A 22,547-nucleotide genomic window follows, 5' to 3' on the forward strand; every position below is an offset into this window, starting at 1 on the left:
CTATTAATAATATATTTAAAAAGTTCGTAATTTTTTTAAAAAATATTATGTGTTTTCTTGTTTTCAACTTTTATTTTTTGTAACTATTTTTTACTTAAAATTTTTAGTTTATCATGTACTTTTTGACATTTTATTCTATTATGGAAAAACTAACAAAAAATCATAAGAAAATTATGTGATAGATAATAAAAAGTTTACTATTATTTTAACTAGTGGCGGACAGAGAGGGATTTGAACCCTCGAGCCCCGATTAAGAGCTGCACCCTTAGCAGGGGTGTGGTTTCAGCCGCTCACCCATCTGTCCATAAGAAGAAATCGCATTATAATTGAATGCCGCTGATATCTTGCTTAAATTTGCATTCACAGCTCTCACGTAGAAAAACAACATAAATTTTGGTCAAATTTTATAAATTTAATCCTTCCAAAGCCACCATTTTAGCTTGGCCTTGTCTGGGTGCGGAGTATTTGCGTAATAACAAACCATGCGGTAAACGTAGAAAATGCACCTGTCGCTACCGCGTCCAAGCGCCTTTGTACGTTCAAACATCTCCTCAGGGTCCGCACTCTTTAGCGAAGCGATATCCTTGTAGCCAAGTGCTAGCAGATCCGCCTGCGTCGCCTCGCCGACATATGGGATTTTCTTAAAATCGCTCAAATTTACCTCGAATTTTTTAAGCACCGCCAAACTCGTTGCAATGAAATTTTAAATTTCATTCTTATGCGCTACAAAGCTTGCTAAATTTCATCTTGCTACTACACTAAGTCGTTATCCAAGCTTCTTACGAGGTGGTTTAATTAAAATTTCTCGCGAAAAGCCATGCTTAAAATGATTTTAGATCAAATTTTATGCAAGTTAGGGCGCTAAATTTGCTCCAAAATGCGTTCGCAAATTTCTCTTGGGTTTGCGTTTTCGTAGATCGGTCTGCCAACGACGATAAAGTCGCTGCCCTCTTGCTTTGCGCTAACTAAATTTGCAACCCTCTTTTGATCGCCCGCACTCTCGCCAAAAGGCCTAACTCCAGGGCAAAGCGTGATGAAATTTTTATTTGTCACATCTTTTATGAGCTTACTTTCAAAGACCGAACAGACCATGCCATCAAGCCCCGCTTCAAAGCTCATCTGGCTAAATTTCCTAACCGAGCGAGAAATAGTATCGTTATAAACCGCTTCAAATTCGCTCTCGCTAAAGCTAGTTAGCGCTGATACTGCAAGCATTAAGGGGCGATTTTGCAGCGCATTAAGACGCTCCATCACGGTCTTCATCGCTCTCTCGCCAGCGCTTGCGTGCACATTTATCATATCCACGCCTATCTTTGAGACGACCTCAGCGGCGTCTGCCATGGTGTTTGGGATATCATAGAGCTTTAGATCAAGAAAGATTTTAAACTCCCCTGCCCCTTTTAGCTCCTCTATAAATTTAGCTCCGTCTCTAAGATAGCTTCTAAGCCCCACTTTTAGCCAAAGATCAAGCCCTTTTAGCTCGCGCACGAGGGCTAAATTTTCATCCTTGTTCGCCATATCAAGAGCGACGCAGAGCCTCATAGATCGCCCTTTATCTTATCTAGCACGCCGTTTATAAATTTTGGCGCCTGGTCGCTTCCAAGCTCCTTTGCAAGCTCGATCGCCTCGTTTATGATGACAGCTTTATCAGTCTGGCTAAATTTCATCTCATAAAGCCCAAGTCTAAGGATAGCAAGCTCAGTTGCGCCAACCTTGCTAAAGTCGCCGTCTTTTAGGTGTGGCTTTAAAATTTCATCTAATTTTTCTTTATTTGCAAGCACCTCTTTAAAGGTCTGCTGCGCCTCATTTTTGCGCTCATTTCTTATCTTTTTCTCTTCTAAAAATTCCTCTTCAAACTCAGCAGTTACCGGGTTTATCTCGTTTGAGTAAAGTAGCGAAACTATGGCTTGTCTCACTTGATGACGTGTGGCCATTTTACTCTCCTAGCTTTTTGTATAAATTTAGCATCTCTATAACGCCCGTCATCGCTTCAAAGCCCTTGTTTCCAGCCTTACTGCCAGCTCGCTCGATCGCTTGCTCGATGTTATCTACCGTTAGCACGCCAAATGTGACTGGTTTTGCGTATTTTAGCGTCACGTTTGCTATGCCTTTGGTGGTCTCAGCACTTACGTAGTCAAAGTGCGGCGTTGCGCCTCTTATCACCGCTCCCACGCAGCAAACCGCGTCAAATTTACCGCTTGCAAGCACCTTTTCAAGCGCCATAGGTATCTCAAATGCGCCAGGGACTAGCACTAAAGTTAAATTTTTCTCGTCGCCGCCGTGGCGTAAAAATGCATCTTTTGCGCCCTCTACCAAGCGGTCTGTGATGATGTGGTTAAACCTTGCGTTTATGATCGCTATCTTTTCGTTGCCTTTTAGGGCTAAATTTCCCTCGATTATTTTCATCTTTTCTCCTTTATTTTTTATGCAAGTTTAGCAAAAGCTTGTTTAAAAATAGACCCTTCGTCAAACTATCTTTAGCATGATGACGCTAAAGATGATGAGCGATAAAAACAAGGCTTTTTTAAAATTTATCTTCTCACCTTCAAAAACTACGCCAACCACGACTGCTCCGATCGCTCCGATGCCTGTCCAGATCGCATACGCCACCGACATAGCGATAGTTTGCATAGCGTAGCTAAGCAGCGTTAAAGAAAGGGCGAAATTTCCAAGCAAAAGGATGAAATTTGCCCACTTTTTTACGCCTGTGCTTTTTGAAAATTTAGTGATAAAAAAGACGCCAGAAACCTCGCAACATCCAGCTAGTAAAAGCGCTAAAAAATGGATCATTCTTTTATGCCTTTTAGCCCAAGCACGCCTAAAATGAGCGTCGCTATGAAAAATAGCCTAATAAAATTTGGCAAAGCCCCGTTTGCTGCGTAGTCGCTGATGATCTCGGCTATCACGATAAAAGCCGTTCCAAAGCCCACAAATACTGCATAAGAGATGCTTACAGGCAGATACTTTAAAGCCTTCATAAACGAGACAAAACTTATGCTCACTAGCAGTGTCGTAAGCAAAAATTCGCTTAAATTTGACGCGTGCTTTAGCCCATACGCCCAGCCACACTCAGCCACCGCACCCAGAAATATCCATAAAAAACCTCTATTTGACATAAATTTACTTCATGCCTTTTATGGTATCAACGATCTCTTTTACATTTGCGCTAATCGCCTTATTTTCAAGGCTATCATCGTTATTTTGTCCAACTAGCCCCTTTAAATTTCCAAAGACCCCAGGGTTAAACCTTAGCTCGCTAGAGCTATAATGCCTCAAAACTTCGCCATTTCTAACAACTTCTACCTCGTAAGTAAGGTAGATATTGCCCATCCTGTCGCTTTTAGCAAAGGTCGCTTCGCCCATAAATTCCCTGCGGTGAGTTATCTTTATCTTTAGCTCGTCGTTTGAGTTAGGATCGAGCAAATTTTCTTTTGTAAGAGCCTCGGTGATTTGCTTGTTATACTTTTTCTCGATCATTTTTGGGCTTTGATAGAGAAATTTTGTCGGTTCGTGGCGCTGCACATGAGTGTAGCTAATGCCCTCAAATTTATACTTGCCAGCAAGTGGCACCTTTGGCTGAGATGAGCCACAACCTACTAAAAACAGCACTCCCAAAAGTAGCGCTAAAATCCTTTTCATCCCTCTCTCCTTAGTTTAAAAATTTAAAATTTCCTCTATCTTTAGCGTGTCATTTACGACCTTTTCAAGCTCGTCTAAATTTAGCATATTTGGTCCGTCACATAGCGCCTCGCAAGGGTTTATGTGCGTCTCATAGAAAAATCCATCCACCCCAACGCTAGCTGCTGCTCTTGCAAGATACGGCACAAACCTAGCGTCACCGCCGCTTTTTTCGCCAAGTGCGCTTGGCATCTGCACGCTGTGAGTAGCGTCAAAAATAACTGGCGCAAATTCTCTCATCATCACCAAATTTCTCATATCAACGACTAAATTTCCATATCCAAATGTGCTTCCACGCTCCGTTAGCCAGACGCCATTTGCCTTTGCAACCTCGTATCCATCGCCGCTAACTCCTCTTGTCTCAAGCACCTTTTTAACAGAGTGTTTCATCGCTGAAGCTGCTAAAAACTGCCCTTTTTTGATATTTACGACCGCTTTTGTCTTTGCAGCCGCTACTAGAAGGTCAGTCTGACGACACAAAAATGCAGGAATTTGCAGCACATCAGCCACTTCGCCAACAGGCTGAGCTTGATAGCTCTCATGGATATCGGTTAAAATTTTAAAGCCAAATTCTTTTTTCACCTCAGCTAAAATTTCACAACCCTTCTCTAGTCCAGGGCCACGAAATGAGCTAATACTCGTGCGATTTGCCTTGTCAAAGCTAGACTTAAAGTAAAAATCAAGCTTTGGATTTTCATTAAATTTAACTAGCCTTTTTGCCACTTCAAAAACAAGCTCCTTGCTCTCTATCACGCAAGGTCCAGCGATTAAGATCATCTTTTCTCCTTTATTTTTCTTTAACAACTAAAATTCCACTCACCACGACAAGCACGATACCTGCGAGCGCTAGGTGATTTGGCAACGCATCGCCCATAAAATAGCCAATAATAAGCGTAAAAATGACGTCAGCGTAGCTAACCGCAGCGATCACGCCAGCTTTTTTGCCAACTGCAAATGCCTTTGTCATAAACGCCTGAAAATAGTAGCCGCTAAGCCCCATTAGCAAGATAAAAACGACATTGTGCCAGCTTGGCATAGCAAATTTAGAAAATAAAAAATCCAGAGGCTCATAAGTAAAAAACTCAGCCATCCCCATGCAAATAAGCGGCAAAAACGAGCCCCAAAGCATGAAGCTTAGCACGATGATATTTGTGCCATAGCTCTTGTTTAGCTCCTTGACACTCGTGTAGGCAATAGCCGCTCCAAGACCGCTCCAAATGCCGATGATATCGGTTTTATTGATACCTAAATTTGGCTGGATAACAAGCAAAATTCCGCCAAATCCCAAAAAGACAGCAAACCAGCCAAGCGAACTTAGCCGCTCCTTAAACACGATAGCTGCGAGAATGGCTGTAAAGATTGGGTTTGTCTTTTGAAATGTAAAGGCTGTGGCTAAATTTACGTGCGCGACGTTATAAAAAAAGGCAAAAAGCGCCACCGTGCCCACAAAACCGCGAAACATCAGCAAGAAAAAGTGCCCGCCAGTTTGTTTAAATGGAAATTTATAGATGGCGTAGATGACGATGAAAAGTCCGATCAAATTTCTAAAAAAAACAACTTCGATAGAAGGCATATCTTTGCTCAGATACTTTGCAAATGCGCCAGTCACGGCAAACATAAAGCAAGCAAAGAGCATATAAAAAATGCCAAGATGTGAAATATAAAACCTTTTTAACATCGCATAACCTCTAAATTTAAAGCACTCATTTTAATAAAAAATGGCTTAAATTTTGGTTGATTTTTTCTTTTATTTCGGCGCTTTTAAGCGTAATTTTATACTTTATATAAGAGAAAAATTTGTATAATCAGCCATCATAAAAAGGACAAAATTTGCAAAAAGTAATATTAGTAGGCAAGCCAAATGTCGGCAAAAGCTCACTTTTTAACCGCTTAGCTGGTCGTCGTATCGCCATAACAAGCGACGTTAGCGGCACTACAAGAGATACAAACAAAGCTAAGATCGAAGTTGAGGGCAAAGAGTGTATATTAATCGACAGCGGCGGGCTTGATGATAGCAGCGAGCTTTTTAAAAACGTAAAAGCAAAGACCTTGGCAGAGGCTAAAAACTCAGACGTTATCCTCTATATGGTCGATGGCAAAATGATGCCAGATGACGAGGATAGAGCCATTTTTTACGAGCTTAGCAAGCTAAATTTACCAATCGCTCTAGTCATAAATAAAATCGACAGCAAAAAAGACGAGCAAAGAGAGTGGGAATTTGTAAGTTTTGGCGCAAAAAACTCATTTGGAATTTCAGTAAGCCACAACACTGGCGTCGATGAGCTTAGCATCTGGCTAGCAAAGCACCTAGAGAGCAAGGTGCAGATAAAGGCCGATACGAGCGATGATTTTGATGATTTTTTAGAAAACTATAACGACGAGGGCGAGCTAAGCGACGAGATAGACTATGAGAGCAAAAACATCAGAGTTGGCATCATAGGCCGCGTAAATGTCGGCAAAAGCTCACTTCTAAACGCCCTTGTAAAAGAGAGCCGCGCCGTTGTTAGCGACGTGGCAGGCACTACGATCGACCCAGTCAATGAAATTTACGAGCATGATGGCAGGGTTTTTGAGTTTGTAGATACTGCCGGTATCAGAAAGCGTGGCAAGATCGAGGGCATCGAGAGATACGCGCTAAATAGAACTGAGAAAATTTTAGAAGAGACAGACGTAGCGCTACTTGTACTTGATAGCTCTGAGCCACTAACTGAGCTTGATGAGCGCATCGCTGGCATCGCCTCGAAATTTGAGCTTGGCGTCATCATCGTGCTAAACAAATGGGACAAAAGCAGCGAAGAATTTGACGAGCTTTGCAAAGAGATAAAAGATAGGTTTAAATTTCTCTCATATGCGCCAATCATCAGCGTTTCGGCACTTGGCGGCAAAAGAGTGCATAAAATTTACCCACTCATAGTTGAAATTTACAAAAACTACACCCAAAAAATCCAAACTTCAAAGCTAAATGAAGTGATCGGCGAAGCGACAAAAGCGCACCCACTGCCACGTGATAAAGGCAGAGTCGTGAAAATTTACTACGCAGTGCAGTTTAAAACAGCGCCTATCATGATAGCGCTCATAATGAACCGCCCAAAATGTCTGCACTTTAGCTACAAACGCTACCTGACAAACAAGCTTAGAAAGAGCTTTAGCTTAGCTGGCGTGCCTATCGTGCTGATCCCTAAAAAACGTGGAGAGAGTGATGAAGACAAAGAACAATAATATCGTTTTGATAGGGTTTATGGGCGTTGGCAAGGGCACAACCGCAAGGGCGCTAAGCAAGGCGCTAAAGACGATGAACCTTGACTGCGACGACTTGCTAGAGAGCTCACAAAATATGAAGATAAAGGCTATCTTTGATGAATTTGGCGAAGAGTATTTTAGGCAGCTTGAAAAAGATCTAGCCAAATTTCTAGCCACAAATGTCAAAAATGCGATCATCTCGACAGGTGGGGGCTTTGCGAAAGTTAAAAATTTAAACAAAATAGGCACCGTGATCTATCTAAAAGCAAGCTTTGATGCGATCATGCAGAGGCTAAAAAATAGCAAAAATAGCGAGAAAAAGATCGCTAAACGCCCGCTTTTAAGCGACCTGAAAAAGGCTGAGGCACTTCATCTAGAGCGAGAGAAGCTCTATGAGAAAAAGGCTGATTATATCGTTGAAGTGGAGGGCAAAACCCCAAAGCAGATCGTAAAAGAGATAAGGATACTTTTAAAAGTTTAGTTGCAAAGTGGCGAGGGCTACTTGCAACGATAAATTTCAAGATCAGGCTAGATGGCTGTCTGGCGTGGTGTTGGAATTTGTGATGTTTGAGCCAAATTTAACGTTTTATAGTGAGAAATTTTGGCAAAATTTTGAGATAAATTTTGCTTCTCTTTGTTAGAGCGCTAAAGCGACAAATGTTGTGCAGTTAAATTTTAAGACCAAGCTAGACACATAAAGTCTAACGTGATGTTAAAATTTAAAAGCTTTGGCAAAGAATTTTTTGTTTAGGCGAGGCGAAATTTTGTTTTTAAGTGAGGGCTAGACGCATGGTCTGCCAGTTAAATTTTAAGATTAGATTGGATACAAAAATCTAATGTAACGTTAAAATTTAAAAAAGCATTTTGGCGAAGTATCGTGAGATGATTTTGATAGTTGTGTAGAAATTTTAAGCCGAGGCTAGACACATAGTCTGCCGAAAGCTTAAAATTTCAAATCTCTATCAAAAGCGCTCGCGAGAAAAAGCCAAAAAGGAAAGGATAAGATGAGAGTATTAACCGGCCTCCAACCCTCCGGCAAACTACACCTTGGCAACTATTTTGCCTCTATAAAGCAGATGGTTGATATGCAAGAAAAAAACGAGATGTTTATGTTTATAGCAAACTACCATGCGATGACCAGCCTTAGCGACGGCAAAGCGCTAAAGCAAAATACCTTTGACGCTGCGTGTGCTTTTTTGGCGCTTGGGATCGACCCAGGCAAGAGCATTTTCTGGGTGCAAAGTGACGTTAAAGACGTACTTGAGCTTTACTGGGTGCTAAGTCAATACACGCCTATGGGGCTACTTGAGCGCGCACACAGCTACAAAGACAAGGTTGCAAAGGGCATTAGCTCGCACCACGGACTCTTTAGCTATCCAGTTTTGATGGCAGCTGATATCTTGCTTTATAACGCGCAGGTCGTGCCTGTGGGCAAAGACCAGATCCAGCACGTAGAGATCGCGCGCGACATCGCTATCAAATTTAACAACGAACATGGCGAGATTTTTACATTGCCTGAGGCAAAGATCGATGAAAACGTCGCTACCGTGCCTGGCACAAATGGCGAAAAGATGAGCAAAAGCTACGGCAACACGATCGATATCTTCGCGGACGCCAAGACGCTTAAAAAGCAAATTTCAAGCATCGTGACTGATGGCACGCCGCTTGAAGAGCCAAAGCAGTGGCAAAACTGCAACGTCTATAACATCGCAAAGCTTTTCTTAGACGAAAACGGACAGCGCGACTTGCAGGCTAGATATGAGCGTGGTGGCGAGGGGCATGGGCACTTTAAAGCCTATCTAAACGAGCTTGTTTGGGACTATTTCAAAGATGCAAGAGAGAAATTTGAATACTATCAAAACAACCCTGACAAGGTGGCTAAAATTTTAGATCTAGGTGCTAAAAAAGCCCAAAATGTAGCTCACGCAACGATAAAAAAAGTGCGTGAAGCGGTTGGAATTTACAGATAAGGAAAAATATGCAAAATTTATACCCCTACGCGCAGATAATCCACCTTTTTTGTGCGATCATTTTTGTTGGTTATCTATTTTTTGATGTGATCATATTAAGAGCGGCGAGCAAAAAGATGCCGTCAGAGCTTGCTCAAAAGGCAAAACAAGCCATCGGCTCAGTAGCTATTAGGATCATGCCTATTTGCTTGCTACTTTTAGTTTTAACTGGTGGCATGATGATGAGCAGCTGGGTCGGCAGCAAGGCTGGAGGCTACTTTGAGACAAATTTACAGATCGCTTTTATGATCAAATTTTGCTTAGCGATGGTGATCGTGGCTGCGGTGATAGTAAATTTAAGCTGCAAATTTATATTTAAGCGCCCTAGCCCACTTGGCAACATCCACCCTATCGCACTTACGCTTGCGGTGGCGATCGTCTTGCTTGCAAAAGTTATGTTTATGGTTTAAGGATAGAATAAGGAGAGAATAATGATAAATTTAAAACTACTTGAGACAAACTACGATGAATTCGTAAAAAAACTAGAGGGCAAAAACGTTAAAGCTAGCCTATTAGACGAACTTTTACACACTTTTAACGAGCTAAAGCAAAAGCGCAAAGCACTTGAAAATTTCCAAGCGATCCAAAATGCAAAGAGCAAGGAGCTTGGCGCAAAAGCAAGAGCTGGTGAGGACGTAAGTGAGCTTAAGAGTGAGCTAAATTTAAACAAAGCTGCCCTTGCTGACGCTGATGAGATCGTTAAAGAATATGAAGAAAAGCTTGAGCAAATTTCATTTAGCGTGCCAAATATCACCGATGATGACGTGCCATTTGGCAAGGACGAGGACGATAACGTCTGCATAAAAACGGTGCTTGAGCCAACTAAATTTGACTTTACACCAAAGGAGCACTGGGAGCTAGGTGAGAGCCTTGGCTGGCTTGACTTTGAAAGGGGCGCAAAGCTCTCAGGATCGCGCTTTACCGTGCTTCGAGGCATGGGAGCAAGACTTAGTAGAGCGCTTGTTAATTACATGATCGACTTTAACAGCACGCGCGGATTTGAGCTTGTAAATGTCCCTTATCTAGTAAGCTCAAACACACTTTTTGGTACCGGTCAGCTGCCTAAATTTGAAGAGGATCTTTACAAGGTTCGCGACGAGGATCTCTACCTCATCCCAACTAGCGAAGTGCCTGTGACAAATTTATACAATGACACCATCATTGAAGCCGAGCAGCTACCTATAAAGATGACTTGCTACTCGGCATGCTTCCGCCAAGAGGCAGGCTCAGCAGGACGTGACACCAGAGGCATGATCCGCCAGCACCAGTTTGAAAAAGTAGAACTTGTAAGCATCACAAAGCCTGATCAAAGCGAGTGCGTGCTTGCTGAGATGATATCTTGCGCTAGCGACCTACTAACTAGTCTTGGGCTGCCTCACCGCCATATGCTTCTTTGCAGTGGCGATCTAGGCTTTAGCGCGGCAAAGACGATAGACCTTGAGGTTTGGCTACCAGGTCAAGGCAAATACCGCGAGATCAGCTCTATCTCTAATACTCGTGATTTTCAAGCAAGACGCGCAAAAATTCGCTTTAAAGACGGCAAGAAAAATACACTTGCAAACACGCTAAATGGCTCAAGCTTGGCAGTTGGTAGGACGCTAATAGCGATAATGGAAAACTACCAAAAGGCTGACGGCACTATCGAAATTCCAGAAGTTCTTAAAAGGTATATGTAGTGGCTGATGACGAGGTTGTAGTTCTAAAGCCACCTGGCGAGCAAGCAGAGCAAGCGCCTGAAGAGGCAAAGACAGAGGCTCCTGAAGAGATCGTCTCGCTTGAGAGCATCGCAAATGATGGCGTGCTTCAAGATGAGAGCATCCCAGAGCCAATACCTGTAAAAAAGAGCAAGAAAAAGCTCTTTATCATCATCGGCGCAGCTGCTTTGGTGCTTGTCATTTTGATCGCTGTTTTGTTAATCGTCCTGCTAAAAAAAGATAAAAAAGAGGAGATAGACACTACAGCCATCGTAAAAAATATAGAAAACAACTACCAAACGCAAAATTTTGGCGCTTCAAAGATCGATGAGATGATAAACAAAGCCAATCAGCTCTATGAGCGTGGCAATAAATTTGAAGCGTTAAAAATTTATGAAAACATAGCTGTTTATAACCAGTCACTTTCAAACTACAACCTCGGCGTTTCGCAGATGAAACAAGAAAAATGCGATGAGGCGATCATCTCGTTTAACAAAGCGATAACCGACCGCGAAAACACCGCAGTTAGCGCCATAAACGCCGCTGTTTGCTCACTTGAGCTAAATAACACCAAAAATTTCAACTACTACATAGGGCTTGCGGACTCCTTTTTGCAGTATGAAAACAGCTCGCCACTTTACAGCTACTACTATGCGCTAGTTAATTATTACAAGGGTAATTATTACGAGGCACTGCAAGCACTCTCGCACCCTAGCACAGAGGACTATAAGGGCGAGTATGCCTACTTGAGCGCAAAAATTTTATCGCTTCTTGGCGATGACGAAAGAGCCATAGCCAAGCTTGAGGGGCAAAAGGCGTTTAAGGCTGACTTTACGCTAGCACAGCTCTACGCAAGGCTTGGCAAATACGACAAGGCAAGAGACTACCTAACAAAAGCCTCTAAAAACACGCCAAATATCGATCTTATTAAGATGACAGCCGCACTAATCGATCTAAAAACGGCTGATTATGGCGATGCGGCGGCATTTATCAAAGACGTTTATGACTACAACGCCTCGATGCCAAGTAAAATTTACAAGATAAAGACCATCCTAAAGCCAGATCTTTTTGATGTTAGCCTAGCTCAGGCGCACTTTAGCGACGATATGTTTTTTGATAGAACAAGACGCTACGAGACGCTCTTTTACTTCGCACCTTACAAGGTCTTTGACGCGAAACAGAGCATCGAGCAGATAAGAAAAGGCGGTGTTAGCGTCTTTTTAGATGATACCTCAGCGGCAAACGACTACCTAACTCAAAGTGCGGCCGCCTCAAAAGTCAATGCAAAACTTAGCGAGGCCATCGCCAAAGCCCTCACCTACCACCTAAAAGAGGCAAACAAGGACTTTGAAGAGCTTGCCAAGACCTATCCAAACCACTCGATATTGCAGTACAACCTAGCTCTTAGCTACGCTCAGCTTGGGAATTTTAGCCTTGCTGCAAAGCACTTTATAGCAAGCTACCATCAAGATGTAAACAACCATCTCTCGGGCATTTTTGGGGCTATCTGCATGGATATAAATAGAAATTTAAACCCAAAACTAGTTGAAGAGATCGGCGAAAATTTAGAAAATGACAAGAGCCTAAAGCCTGTAAATTTATACGCCTCGCTTTTAAGCCTAATTAGTGGCAACCAAAGCGCGATGATAAGGTGGCTTGAAGAGCCAAAAGAGCCTACGACACTAAATTTAGCCTTTGATATCATCACCGCTAAAATTTCAAATAACGACGAGCTAATGTCAAAAAAAGCTGATGAGCTTATGAAAATTTTGCCAAACGACATCATCGCAAATATCTTAAATTTCATCTCTAAGAACAAAGATCAAAACGTCAAAGAGTATGCAAAAGCGATACAAATTTACTTCATCGATAAAAATCTCGACTCAAACGCCTTCTACCACGGCGCTGACATCATCAAAAAGCAATACATCAAGCTGCTTCAGATCTCAGGCCTGCTAACAAGGGAGCGCGATAAGCTAAGAGCCGAGCTAAAGAGCGCGCCAAAAAATATAAATTTGATCCAAACTCTAGCCTACGTGGATATCTTTACAAACGACTTTGATGAGAGTTATAAACTTTATAATGAGGTCATAGACGAGTTTAAGATAAATGACGCTGGCACGCTCTTTTTAGCGAGTGTAGCAGCCACTGGAGCGAACAAAATAACAAATGCTATCGCACTTTTGGAGCTAACAAAGCTAAATGATCCAAGTGCTGTTGAAAACAGAGCCGCCCTTGGCTTTATGTATCAGCAAATCGATAACATAAAAGCCGCTCTTATACAATACAGCAAAGTAGGAAACGTCGGATACAACAACGAATTTTATGATTTTATGATAGATAATTAGAAAATTTAAAGCTAGGTCTTTAAAAGCCTAGCTTTAGATAAAATGGCTCTAAATTTAAATATTAGTAACTTCAAGCCTTATCTGATCTGAGACTTCACTAAATTTATAAAGCAAATCACCACACTTATACTCTATGCATTTTTCGTTAATCTCATCTTTTTTATCTTTTTTAGACAAAATTTTCTTCATAACGCCAGGAAGCTCTCTTTGCAAAAGCAGTTTATAAGACATCCCCATGCCGTGAGTTAGAGACTTTATAAATTTACCATCAACCTCGCTCTCGTCTTTTACCATATGAAGCGTCGCGTCAAAATTTAGCTTCTTAAGAGCCTCATAAAGCTTGGTTTTATCCTTTGCCGGGGCTATATCATCATTCACGCAATGATATCCAATATAAAATGTCTTTTTAAATTTACTCTGTACCTTTAAATGTTTCGGATTTAAGATATTTCTTATCTCTTCTCTAGATTCATTAAAATAATATGGTGAAGTCTTATCTAGTGTCCAATAGGTTTTATCAAAAAGATAGAGGCAAATATCTTGATAAAAGTCATCAGTCGCACAACAAAAAAATTTAGTAAAATCAATCTCTTTTCCAAAGCCAATAAGACGCCATAAAAATATAGCATAGGAGCTATTATCTATCACAGCATCTACTAACCACGGAGCAATTTTAGCTGATAAATTTGCAAGATAGCCACCATGTGAGCTTCCTGCCAAAATAACAGGAATTTGACTAAATTTTCCAGCGCATAAATTATGCTTAGTATAAAGAATAGCATTTAATATATCAATAGCTTGCATAATGCCAAAATTTTGGTATTCATCTTTTGTTGGATACATTGTACAACTCAAATTTAGCTTATAACTTGCAGGCAAAATATTTGCCTTTTTTCTAAGAGTGATCTCCTCGCTAAGACTTTCAAATAAAAAACATGTTTTTTTATAACTATCGACCGCCTTTATGTCTATTGGTAATGTTATACCAATTTTGGCTAACTCATCTATTAATATCGCACGGTCCAAATCATCTAACAAACATTGAGCCCCAAGTTGTGGGCGGTTGCCTATACAGTGATAATCCACACTAATACACGCCACATCATAGTTCTCTGCCATGGTTCGCATGAGATGGGCTCTATATCCAGAGTCAGAGTCTGCTCCAAGACCAGGGATGATAACTAAAAGCGCTTTTGCTTCTTTAACATCGTCATAACAGGCATAAAAAGATAAAGCAGAGCTTCTTTTGATGCCAAGCTCCACATCATCACAAGATAAAATTTCGTAGCTTCCATCAACTAGCATCTTAACTCCTTTTAAAGTTTGCTAAATTTCTCTACCTTTGTGAGACGTTATAAAAAAAGCTAACGATCTGTTTTGCTAGGCGCTCTTTGAAAAATGGCCAGATGTAGCTTGGCGAATAGACATTACCAGCTTGCATGAGCGAGATATTTGTCGCTTTCTCACCGCCATCTTTTGGGCGCACTAGCACGCTTACTTGCATGTAGTAAGCATAGCTGTTTGTGCTAAAGTCGTCATCATAATCATCATAATCAAACGGGAAAAACATCGAGTAGCCAAAGCCAAAACTTGGTCTGCCAAAGCCATATCCCATGCCCATTGAAAATCTAGGGTCTCTTTTGGTTGTCCTAGAAAAGCTTTGCACGTCGCCAAGGATGATGAAGTCGGCATTTTTGATATTTGGCTCATTTCTAAAGCCAGCCTTTGCAAATTCGCTTAAAATTTCAGCATTTACATCTTGTCCGGTCGCGCTATTTTTAAAATTTACATAGACGCTTTTGTTTGCTTCACCAAGCGTAAAAAAGATCGGATCACTCGTTTTTACCGAGATATTTGGCGTGCTGCTAGCACATCCGACAAAAAACACCGCTAGAACAAATAAAAAGAAATTTCTCATCTTCACTCCTATAAGAGCGATCTTATAGCACCTTCAAGCACACTTTTTGGTGTAAGACCGATAAATTTTGATCGCATCTTACCATCTTTATCAAAAAAATAGATAACTGGCACGCCCATAACGCCACCAACTGCCTTGCTGAAGTAATCCACCGAGACCTTGTCGCTTGTGGTTTTAAAGGTGATGTTGTGCTCTTTTAAGATTTCGATATCCTTATCAAAGCCCTTGCTAGGTCCTAAAATGCCAATAAACTGCACCTCTTTGCCATACTCTTTTTCAAGTGCGTTTAGATCAGGGATCGCAGCTTTACACACCCCGCAGTCCGTGCCAAAGAAAAAGAGCATATATGGCTTATCGCCTATCTTTAGACGCTTCTCAGTAGGGAAAAACTGCGTATCGATGCCACTTGAGTCATTTAGCGTGATGTGGTGCTTCTCATACTGCTTGACGCAGCCCAAAACTAGGGCTGAGACTAGGCATAAAAGTAAAAATTTATATCGCATTTGGCACCTTTGGATTTTCGATAGTGCGGATCTTCTCTAGTTTGCCGTGTCTTAAATAGACGATCTTATCGCCATATTCGCCTAGATCTGGGTTGTGAGTGACTAGAAGTATCGTCTTGCCCTCTTTTCTTAGCTTGCAAAAAAGATCAAGTATGATCCTCTCATTTGCCTCGTCAAGGTTACCAGTTGGCTCATCTGCTATTAAAATTTCAGGGTCGTTTATGAGTGAGCGCGCGATACAAAGGCGTTGTTGCTCGCCGCCACTTAGCTGACTTGGTCTGTGCGTGAGCCTGTGAGAAAGTCCTACTGCCTCAAGCGCTCTTTTAGCATCCTCTTCATCAACCGAGCTGTGATAATACTGCGCTATCATCACGTTTTCAAGAGCGCTAAGATATGGCACTAGGTGAAACTGCTGAAAGACAAGTCCGATCTTTTCACGTCTAAATTTAAGCGTATCATCGGCATTTAGGTTGCTCGCATCATCGCCGCCAAGCATATAGACGCCGCTACTTGGAGTATCCATTAGAGAAAGGATATTTACAAGTGTGCTCTTACCGCTACCGCTTGGTCCCATGACGCTGACCCACTCGCCCTTTTTAACCTCAAAACTTATATCATCAAGTGCTTTTACATCGCCAAAAATTTTACAAATATTTTTAAGTTCTAGTGCATTTTGCATATCATTCTCCTCTTAGTGTATCTGCCATTTTGTTATTAAGTGCCCGCTTAATCGGGTAAAACGCTGCGATCACTGCAAAAAGAAGTGATATGACCACAGCTACTGGGATGCTTAGAATTCTAAAATCAATACTAGAATCAAATATCGCATAACCTAAAATTTGAGCTAGTAGATAACCTAAAAACGCTCCAACTAACGCTGAAATAAGCGCTGTCACAAATGTCTCAAAGCCAAATAGCCTCAATACATCTTTTTTGCTTGCACCTATAGCTCTAAGAAGTGCGATCTCACGTGATCGAGAGAGCAAGATAGCACTAAGCGTTGTATTTACGCACATTGAAGTAATGAGCAAGATGACAAGGCTAACAAGCGCCATTAGAAGCTTGATCTTCTCTAAGATGTAGCCCTCAGACTTTGAGACCTTTGCCACTGGTTTTGCGACTATTTCGTCGTTGCTAATAGTCTTTGCAAGCGATGTTATCTCGTCAAAATTTCCAAGCACAACAGCTTCAGCATAGTTTATCTTGCCAGCTTTGTTTGAAATTTGCTGAGCCAAAGATAGCGACGTGATCAAAAGGGCGTCTTCTTTGTCGCCACTTGCCACTACGCCTTTTATCTTTACATTTATGCTCTCATTTGAGCCAATAGCGCGAATTTCTATATCATCGCCTGCTTTAAAGCCAGCTTGACGAGCAAGATCGACGCCTATTAGCACGTTTTTATCGTCAAAATCAACATTTATCATAGTTCCATCTCTAACATCTAAAAATGGTTTAACTTTTTTTAGATTGCTAAATTTTGTCCCCATGACGATGGCATTAGTTGGGCCGATATTTGCCTGAGCAAAGAGATAACCGCTCTCGCCAAGAAGCTTATCTTTTGGCACTTTAGCGATCATTTCATTATAGGTTTTTTCGCTCATATCATCACTTGTAGCCATATCTTTTGGAGCAAAGATCATATTTGCACCATAAGTTTTTAGCTCGCGTGAGACCTTTGAGTCGATGTCTAGATAGACATTGACAAATGCCGCACACACGCACGCTCCAAGCAAGATCGAGATCACGATGACCATAACCCTTGATGAGCCATTTTTTAGGCTTTTGTAGATCAGGTTGTAAAAGAATTTGCTATTTGCGGTCATATAGCACCTCCGCAGGTAGTAAATTTATGACGTTTCTCATTGGCATTAGCGAGCCAACGACTGAGATGAGCAAGGCAAATGCCACGCTAATTGGCAGCACGATCCATGCTATGCCTATGCCGTGAGAGAAGATGATGTAAGACATCACGTAGCTTAGCGCGTATCCTAAAAATGCTCCCGTGATGCCTGCAAAAAAGGCAACCACAAGGCTCTCGCTAGCAAAAAGGGCGTAAATTTCAAAGTTACTTGCGCCTATGGCTTTTAAAAGACCGATCTCTTTTTTACGGCGGTAAATTTCACTTGTCATTAGCGATGTTATACCAATAGCTGAGACCACAAGAGCGATGATACTAACGATACCCATTAGACTTTGAATTTTCTTTACGATATTACTCTCAGCATCGCTTACTTGAAGGCTTGCTTTTGCGCTAACGTTTGGTAAATTTTCTTCTATCTGAAATGCGATAGATCCTGCATAAGCTGAGCAGTACCATTTGTCGTACTCTGCACTATCAAGGTTGTCTAAATTTCGTCTAGCCTTTAGCGATAGGTCGTTTTCTGGGATCGTCATGGCTGAGACCTCAGCTTTTGTGTATGAGCCAGGATGCCCTGAGAGATCGCCAGCAAGTTTGAGCGAGCCTATTAGCTTATGTGCCTCATCGCTTGCTCCTTTTAAGATGCCAACCACGCTAACCTCTTTTGTGCCGTTTTTGCCCACAAGGCTAAGCTTGTCGCCAACTTTTAAATTTTTAGCCTTTGCAAGCTCATCTCCTACTAAAATTTCATCCATGCTCTCATCTTTTGGCCAAGCGCCCTCAACACCCCAAAATCCATACAAACTCTTAACGCCTGTGCTAAATTCTGGCTCATCTTTTAGTCCGATATTTTTATCAAAATATGTCCCCTCAAAGCTAAATTCATTACCTTTTTCATCTTTGACCTTTGTCTCTAGAAACGGCGCAAAGGCAACGATGTTATTTCTCCAAAAGATCTCTTTTATCTTGTAAATATCAGCCTCTGGGAGTAAATTTTGTGATTTTAGTGGGGTGAAATTTTTACCCTCGATCTCGATGCTTAGGCTCTCACCGCGTGGTAAAACGACGATATTTGAGCCATATCCTCTAAGCTCGCTTGCCACCTGATCGCCGATTTTAAGCGTGATATTTAGCATGCAAGCTATCAAAAGAGCAGCTAGCAAGATGGTGATAAACGCCATCGTCTTTTGCACCTTTGAGCCCGTGATCGAGCTTTTTATCATTCTTAGTTGCATATTTTTCATTTTAACGTTCCATTTGTTTCTACATATTTTTCTGGATTTGCTTCAAATTTCGCCTGAGTTTCGTTGCTCTCAAAGAAATATGTGCGTCCGTAGTATAAATATGATCTTGAATCAAGATTGCTCACCTTTTTGCGACTAACTGGGTCAAGCACCATCTTTTCGACGACCTTGCTAAAGTAGTTTGCCCCTGCGACGATCGTTTTATAATCAACTATGATATTTTTACCATCAAAAGTAAATGCCATAGGGATCGGGTTACAACCGCCCTCTTTGCCAACTGACGGTAAGAAAATTCTAACATTACAAGAGATACAAATAAGGTCATTACCTTTTTTTATGTAGCCCATATCACCGCAGATCATACACGAGTCAAAGACGATGACAGGAGATGGGCGGTCGCTAAAGCGGTTTAGCAAGAAAAATCTTATCTGCTTGCCCTCATCTGTGATGTAGGCAAATCTGTGAAGTTCATTATCTTTTAACATATCAACATCAAATATAAATTTATCTCCCACTGGCTCAACCAAGAGTGGCTCTGAAATTTGAGGTGGGCGAGATGCGTAAAGATCAAAATAAAGTGAAAAGCCAAGCGCTATTAAAACGCTGCAAAATGCAAATTTTGCATTGTCAAAGACATTTTCTCTAATAGCTTTTGTAAAGCGGTATTTGATAGAGCCAAACGTGCTCTTATCGATACTTTTTGGCATAAAGCAAAATGCGATGATGCATAAAAGTAGGATCACAACTATATAAAAATAGGCACTAAATTCTGTGACGTAGATGCCTTTTGCACTGATAGATAAAATTTGAGAATTTAGCTCGCTACTTATCTTTAAAGCGCCTGCACGTAAAAGCTCGAGTGCAGTTTGTGAGCTTCTATCAACTAGTAAAAATATTAGTGTGATAAGAGCTAAAATTTTAGCTAGCGATGATGGGATACTTGCTTTTAAATTCGAAATAAAGAAAAATAAAAATAGTATCAAGATCATCGCAAAGATCATCAAAAAGAAGCTTATAACTGAAAGCGTGTCAAGCAGCTCGCCGCCAAATAGCGGGAACAATGCACTACTTGAGCTATAACCAAAGCCAAAGCCGATGCCTAAAATAAAAAATGTTACGATTTTTGCTATCTTGAGCTCGAAAAATATCCATAAAATGCTAATTAGTAGAAAAACCAGTGTCACTGAATCTATGAAAATTTTAAACTGGTCATCAACAAGCGCATGACGAGCAGCTTTAAAGATAAGCACACCAGCAACAACGCCAAGAAATGATGGTAAAAAGACCGTTTTTAAACTTTTGCCATTGTTATTTAAGGCAGCAAAAAGCGTAAATCCAAGGAGGGCTAAAAAGACCTGATAGAAGTAAATTGACATAACTAAACCCTATGAGAATTTTTAAAAAGGGGCGAGAACGCCCCAAAGTGATTATTTAACAGGACCACCTGTCCATTGAAATTTATAAGTTGTTGTGAAAGGCTCAAACCATTTACCAACACCAGTCTCTTTGTCAGCGTGGCGACCAAAGCCTTGTTTTTCTGGATTGTCGATGTGGAATTTAAGCTCATAGTTACCAACACCTGTATCCATTTTTACGTTAGCACCGTAGTGTGGGCCATCGCTTGCAACCATAGGCATAAATGTACCTTTTTTAGTTTTGCCATTATCAAGGTTTTTTAGCTCATAGTTGATCTTTAGATATGGGATCCACTCGCCTTCGCCAAAGCCGTTTTTGTTGCCTTTTACAGCGTGGATGTCAGCTTCTAGGTGAAGATCAGCCAAGCTTGGAGCTAGATCAACGCCTTTTGGCTCCATGTCGATTGGCTCAAGATAAACAGCAGCTATCTCCATGCCATTAGCCTCTACAGGCTCGCCGATTGGGTGCTCTCCAGCAAGTGCAAAACCAGCTGCTAGGCTAAGTGCTAGAGCTGAACTAAGAATTTTATTCATTTCCTCTCCTTTAAATAAGATTAGTTTTTATTTTGTTTTGATTTCATGATAGCGATGCCTATAATTAGGGCAAGCACCATAATGATCTGAGGTATTAAACTCTCGTAATATGGCATAAGTCCTAGCCAGTCTCTCATCCAGTCAGGAAAATTTAGTCCTTTTATGATAGTTGGTATGAAAATTTTGCCCTCAACTAGCTCGCCAACGCCCTTTCCAACAAAGACGATCGACATGTAAAAGATGATAGCTGATGTAAATATAAAAAATGGCTTAATAGGAATTTTAATAGCGAAAATTTTAAATAAGAAATAGACTATCAAAAGAACGATAAGACCTACAACAAAGCCAGCCGCGATCATTGAGTAGCCAGCTGAGTCTTTTGCGTCAAAGATAAGCGCTTGATAAAATAGCACTGTCTCAGCACCCTCTCTAAATACCGCTAAAAATACAGTCCACCAAAGCATCGTGCTTGAGCCACTTGAGATAGAATCAGATACATGTGATTTGATATAGTCGTTCCATTTTTTAGCACCAGCATTTGAAAGAAGCCAGAAGCCAACATAAAATAGAAGTCCCACTGCAACAAGCATCGTGATGCCTTCCATAAGCTCTCTTTTTTGACCTGCTGCTTCACCAAAGATGGCGTTCATTATCCAAGCCATGACAAAGCTTAAGATGACAGCCACGCCAACTGAGCTATATACGACCTTGCCCATAGATTTTGCATTGCCAGTTTTTACAAGATATGCAACGACGGCTGCAACAATGATAAGAGCTTCAAAACCCTCTCTTAAGATGATAGTTAGTGCCCAGATAAATAGCGTCCAAGGTGAGCTTGAACCGCTAGTTTTCTCAAGTGCAGCTGCTAGCTGAGATGACATCTTGCTTGCACTCTCTTCAAGTGTTTTTTCGTCTGCACCTGATTTCATAAGGGCCACAAGGTTACCAAATGTAGCTTCGATAGCTGTTTTTAAATTTACATCTATTGCACCTACTTTGTTCTCCATGCCGCTACCTTCAAACTCATCAAAGTAGATATCTTGGATATCGCCCATAGCTTTAGCACTATTGCCACCTTTGTAAAGCGCGATGGCTGCTTGAATTTTGTCATTTATGTTTTTAACAGTTTGAGTGTAGTCTGTGCCACTATCTTCGCTGCTATCGCTAGATGCTGCACTACTCATATCAACTTTTGCTAGTTTTACTGTTTCAGCTGGGAGTTTTGCAACGGCATCATAAGCTAGTTTTTTGATCTCTTCTAGCTTTGTTTTAAAATCATCTTTTGTTATGCCGTTAGCGATGCCACTGATCGCTTCACCCATCTTTCTTTGGATGTCAGCATCTATGCTTTTGCCATTTTCTATATATTGACGAACGGCGATTTCAAGTTGAGTGTTTCTATAATCATTAAATTTAGCATCTTGGATAGAATTTTTAGCATCATCTTGTTTATCGCTCTCGTAGCTTGCTATGGCTTTATCTAAAGTAGCTGATAAATTTTCAAATGCCACCTTCCACTCAGGGATAAATTTAGAAGTGTCATAGCCACTTGCAGCAGTTTGTGCTGGAGTGTCTGAATACTCACCAACAAGCTTATGTCCATTTAAAATAACTGGCAAAACTTCAGCGATTTCGCTATTTATCTGATCTATTCTTTTTTGCACGTCATCTGGTGCTTCGCCAGCTTTTATCGCCTTTCTGATCTCGCCAAACTGCTTCTCCATAGAGTAAGCTTTTTTCTGACCTAAATTTATTCTGATGCCAGCTTCGACATCTTCAAACAGACCAAAATAAGCATTTTGAGTATCGCTAACTGCTTGCTCGACGTTGCCAGCTCTATACTCTGTTATTACTTTTTGTAATGACTCTTTTATCTGAGCTGCGACTTGTGTGTAGTCGTCATTTTTTGCCACAAGCCAGATAGGAAGTAGCATGATAAGCATAAATTTAAAAAATTTATTCATTAGTTAAACCACCTGTGAGATTATTTTAAAGTGGAATATTACCAATGCTTTACTTTGATTAAAATAAAAACGATTATCATAAAAGAATGTAAATTGAAAGTATAAATAATATTTTTTACAATCTAATAATCAACTTTACGTA

25 protein-coding genes and 1 tRNA gene are annotated in these 22,547 nt (G+C 41.0%); 7 read left to right on the top strand and 19 right to left on the bottom strand.

The window, feature by feature from the left end:
• Positions 1-213 precede the first annotated feature (213 nt).
• The 10 genes from CVS89_RS08115 to CVS89_RS08160 all read right to left on the bottom strand — a co-directional run bounded on the left by CVS89_RS08115 (position 214) and on the right by CVS89_RS08160 (position 5,356).
• Positions 214-304: transfer RNA gene (locus CVS89_RS08115), tRNA-Ser, on the bottom strand.
• 108 nt (positions 305-412) lie between these two features.
• On the bottom strand, positions 413-655 hold the full coding sequence (locus tag CVS89_RS08120; RefSeq protein WP_107847727.1) for a helix-hairpin-helix domain-containing protein: 243 nt from the start codon (positions 653-655) through the stop codon (positions 413-415).
• Positions 656-861: 206 nt separating this feature from the next.
• Positions 862-1,542 carry an orotidine-5'-phosphate decarboxylase gene (gene pyrF, locus CVS89_RS08125; RefSeq protein ID WP_107847411.1) on the bottom strand — a complete coding sequence of 227 codons (681 nt, stop codon included), beginning with the start codon at positions 1,540-1,542 and terminating at the stop codon, positions 862-864.
• Positions 1,539-1,934, bottom strand: coding sequence for a transcription antitermination factor NusB (gene nusB, locus CVS89_RS08130; protein WP_004317696.1), 396 nt, complete (start codon positions 1,932-1,934; stop codon positions 1,539-1,541). Before nusB ends, pyrF begins: the two co-directional genes overlap by 4 nt.
• Position 1,935: 1 nt before the next feature.
• Positions 1,936-2,406, bottom strand: coding sequence for a 6,7-dimethyl-8-ribityllumazine synthase (gene ribH, locus CVS89_RS08135; protein WP_021084559.1), 471 nt, complete (start codon positions 2,404-2,406; stop codon positions 1,936-1,938).
• 60 nt (positions 2,407-2,466) lie between these two features.
• On the bottom strand, positions 2,467-2,790 hold the full coding sequence (locus CVS89_RS08140) for a DMT family transporter (protein ID WP_103570380.1): 324 nt from the start codon (positions 2,788-2,790) through the stop codon (positions 2,467-2,469).
• On the bottom strand, positions 2,787-3,116 hold the full coding sequence (locus CVS89_RS08145; RefSeq protein ID WP_107847409.1) for a DMT family transporter: 330 nt from the start codon (positions 3,114-3,116) through the stop codon (positions 2,787-2,789). Before CVS89_RS08145 ends, CVS89_RS08140 begins: the two co-directional genes overlap by 4 nt.
• Before the next feature lie 4 nt (positions 3,117-3,120).
• A complete protein-coding gene (locus CVS89_RS08150; protein ID WP_107847408.1) occupies positions 3,121-3,639 on the bottom strand; it encodes a hypothetical protein in 519 nt (172 codons plus the stop codon).
• 15 nt (positions 3,640-3,654) lie between these two features.
• The gene (gene kdsA, locus CVS89_RS08155) at positions 3,655-4,455 is read right to left on the bottom strand and encodes a 3-deoxy-8-phosphooctulonate synthase (protein WP_004317708.1); all 801 of its coding nucleotides are present in this window, start codon (positions 4,453-4,455) and stop codon (positions 3,655-3,657) included.
• Between the two features lie 10 nt (positions 4,456-4,465).
• Positions 4,466-5,356: a DMT family transporter gene (locus tag CVS89_RS08160; RefSeq protein WP_004317649.1), complete on the bottom strand. Its 891-nt coding sequence runs from the start codon at positions 5,354-5,356 to the stop codon at positions 4,466-4,468.
• 152 nt (positions 5,357-5,508) lie between these two features.
• Between CVS89_RS08160 and der the strand changes: the two genes are divergently transcribed.
• The 7 genes from der to CVS89_RS08195 all read left to right on the top strand — a co-directional run bounded on the left by der (position 5,509) and on the right by CVS89_RS08195 (position 12,969).
• On the top strand, positions 5,509-6,897 hold the full coding sequence (gene der / locus CVS89_RS08165) for a ribosome biogenesis GTPase Der (RefSeq protein WP_107847406.1): 1,389 nt from the start codon (positions 5,509-5,511) through the stop codon (positions 6,895-6,897).
• Positions 6,878-7,399, top strand: a complete 522-nt coding sequence (locus CVS89_RS08170) for a shikimate kinase (RefSeq protein WP_103595231.1) — start codon at positions 6,878-6,880, stop codon at positions 7,397-7,399. Before der ends, CVS89_RS08170 begins: the two co-directional genes overlap by 20 nt.
• A gap of 7 nt (positions 7,400-7,406) precedes the next feature.
• Positions 7,407-7,559 (top strand): hypothetical protein, encoded by a 153-nt coding sequence (locus CVS89_RS08175; protein ID WP_159070846.1) that lies wholly within the window; start codon positions 7,407-7,409, stop codon positions 7,557-7,559.
• Between the two features lie 363 nt (positions 7,560-7,922).
• Complete coding sequence (trpS, locus tag CVS89_RS08180) at positions 7,923-8,888, top strand: tryptophan--tRNA ligase (RefSeq protein ID WP_107847404.1); 966 nt, start codon at positions 7,923-7,925, stop codon at positions 8,886-8,888.
• Between the two features lie 8 nt (positions 8,889-8,896).
• Positions 8,897-9,337, top strand: coding sequence for a copper resistance protein CopD (locus tag CVS89_RS08185; protein ID WP_107847403.1), 441 nt, complete (start codon positions 8,897-8,899; stop codon positions 9,335-9,337).
• A gap of 21 nt (positions 9,338-9,358) precedes the next feature.
• Positions 9,359-10,603, top strand: a complete 1,245-nt coding sequence (serS, locus tag CVS89_RS08190) for a serine--tRNA ligase (protein ID WP_107847402.1) — start codon at positions 9,359-9,361, stop codon at positions 10,601-10,603.
• Positions 10,603-12,969, top strand: coding sequence for a tetratricopeptide repeat protein (locus CVS89_RS08195; protein WP_107847400.1), 2,367 nt, complete (start codon positions 10,603-10,605; stop codon positions 12,967-12,969). The genes serS and CVS89_RS08195 overlap by 1 nt, the downstream gene beginning before the upstream one ends.
• Before the next feature lie 54 nt (positions 12,970-13,023).
• Here CVS89_RS08195 and CVS89_RS08200 read toward each other — a convergent pair whose 3' ends face one another.
• From CVS89_RS08200 to CVS89_RS08240, 9 genes are read right to left on the bottom strand one after another with little or no spacing between them, the layout of a single operon-like run.
• Positions 13,024-14,274: a DUF2920 family protein gene (locus CVS89_RS08200; protein WP_107847398.1), complete on the bottom strand. Its 1,251-nt coding sequence runs from the start codon at positions 14,272-14,274 to the stop codon at positions 13,024-13,026.
• Positions 14,275-14,305: 31 nt separating this feature from the next.
• Entirely contained in the window at positions 14,306-14,887 is a 582-nt protein-coding gene (locus CVS89_RS08205; protein ID WP_009294895.1) for a hypothetical protein, read from the bottom strand.
• 8 nt (positions 14,888-14,895) lie between these two features.
• Positions 14,896-15,390 carry a TlpA family protein disulfide reductase gene (locus CVS89_RS08210; RefSeq protein WP_103598594.1) on the bottom strand — a complete coding sequence of 165 codons (495 nt, stop codon included), beginning with the start codon at positions 15,388-15,390 and terminating at the stop codon, positions 14,896-14,898.
• On the bottom strand, positions 15,380-16,069 hold the full coding sequence (locus tag CVS89_RS08215) for an ABC transporter ATP-binding protein (RefSeq protein ID WP_103639155.1): 690 nt from the start codon (positions 16,067-16,069) through the stop codon (positions 15,380-15,382). The genes CVS89_RS08210 and CVS89_RS08215 overlap by 11 nt, the downstream gene beginning before the upstream one ends.
• Position 16,070: 1 nt before the next feature.
• The gene (locus CVS89_RS08220) at positions 16,071-17,213 is read right to left on the bottom strand and encodes an ABC transporter permease (protein ID WP_107847396.1); all 1,143 of its coding nucleotides are present in this window, start codon (positions 17,211-17,213) and stop codon (positions 16,071-16,073) included.
• Positions 17,200-18,492, bottom strand: a complete 1,293-nt coding sequence (locus CVS89_RS08225) for an ABC transporter permease (protein ID WP_107847394.1) — start codon at positions 18,490-18,492, stop codon at positions 17,200-17,202. Before CVS89_RS08225 ends, CVS89_RS08220 begins: the two co-directional genes overlap by 14 nt.
• Entirely contained in the window at positions 18,489-19,868 is a 1,380-nt protein-coding gene (locus CVS89_RS08230; RefSeq protein ID WP_107847392.1) for a Fe-S-containing protein, read from the bottom strand. The genes CVS89_RS08225 and CVS89_RS08230 overlap by 4 nt, the downstream gene beginning before the upstream one ends.
• 51 nt (positions 19,869-19,919) lie before the next feature.
• The gene (locus tag CVS89_RS08235; protein ID WP_009294901.1) at positions 19,920-20,441 is read right to left on the bottom strand and encodes an iron transporter; all 522 of its coding nucleotides are present in this window, start codon (positions 20,439-20,441) and stop codon (positions 19,920-19,922) included.
• Positions 20,442-20,461: 20 nt separating this feature from the next.
• Positions 20,462-22,405, bottom strand: a complete 1,944-nt coding sequence (locus tag CVS89_RS08240; RefSeq protein ID WP_107847390.1) for an FTR1 family iron permease — start codon at positions 22,403-22,405, stop codon at positions 20,462-20,464.
• Between the last annotated feature and the right edge of the window lie 142 nt (positions 22,406-22,547).

The organism is Campylobacter concisus (genome assembly GCF_003048615.2).
Classification (GTDB): domain Bacteria; phylum Campylobacterota; class Campylobacteria; order Campylobacterales; family Campylobacteraceae; genus Campylobacter_A; species Campylobacter_A concisus_C.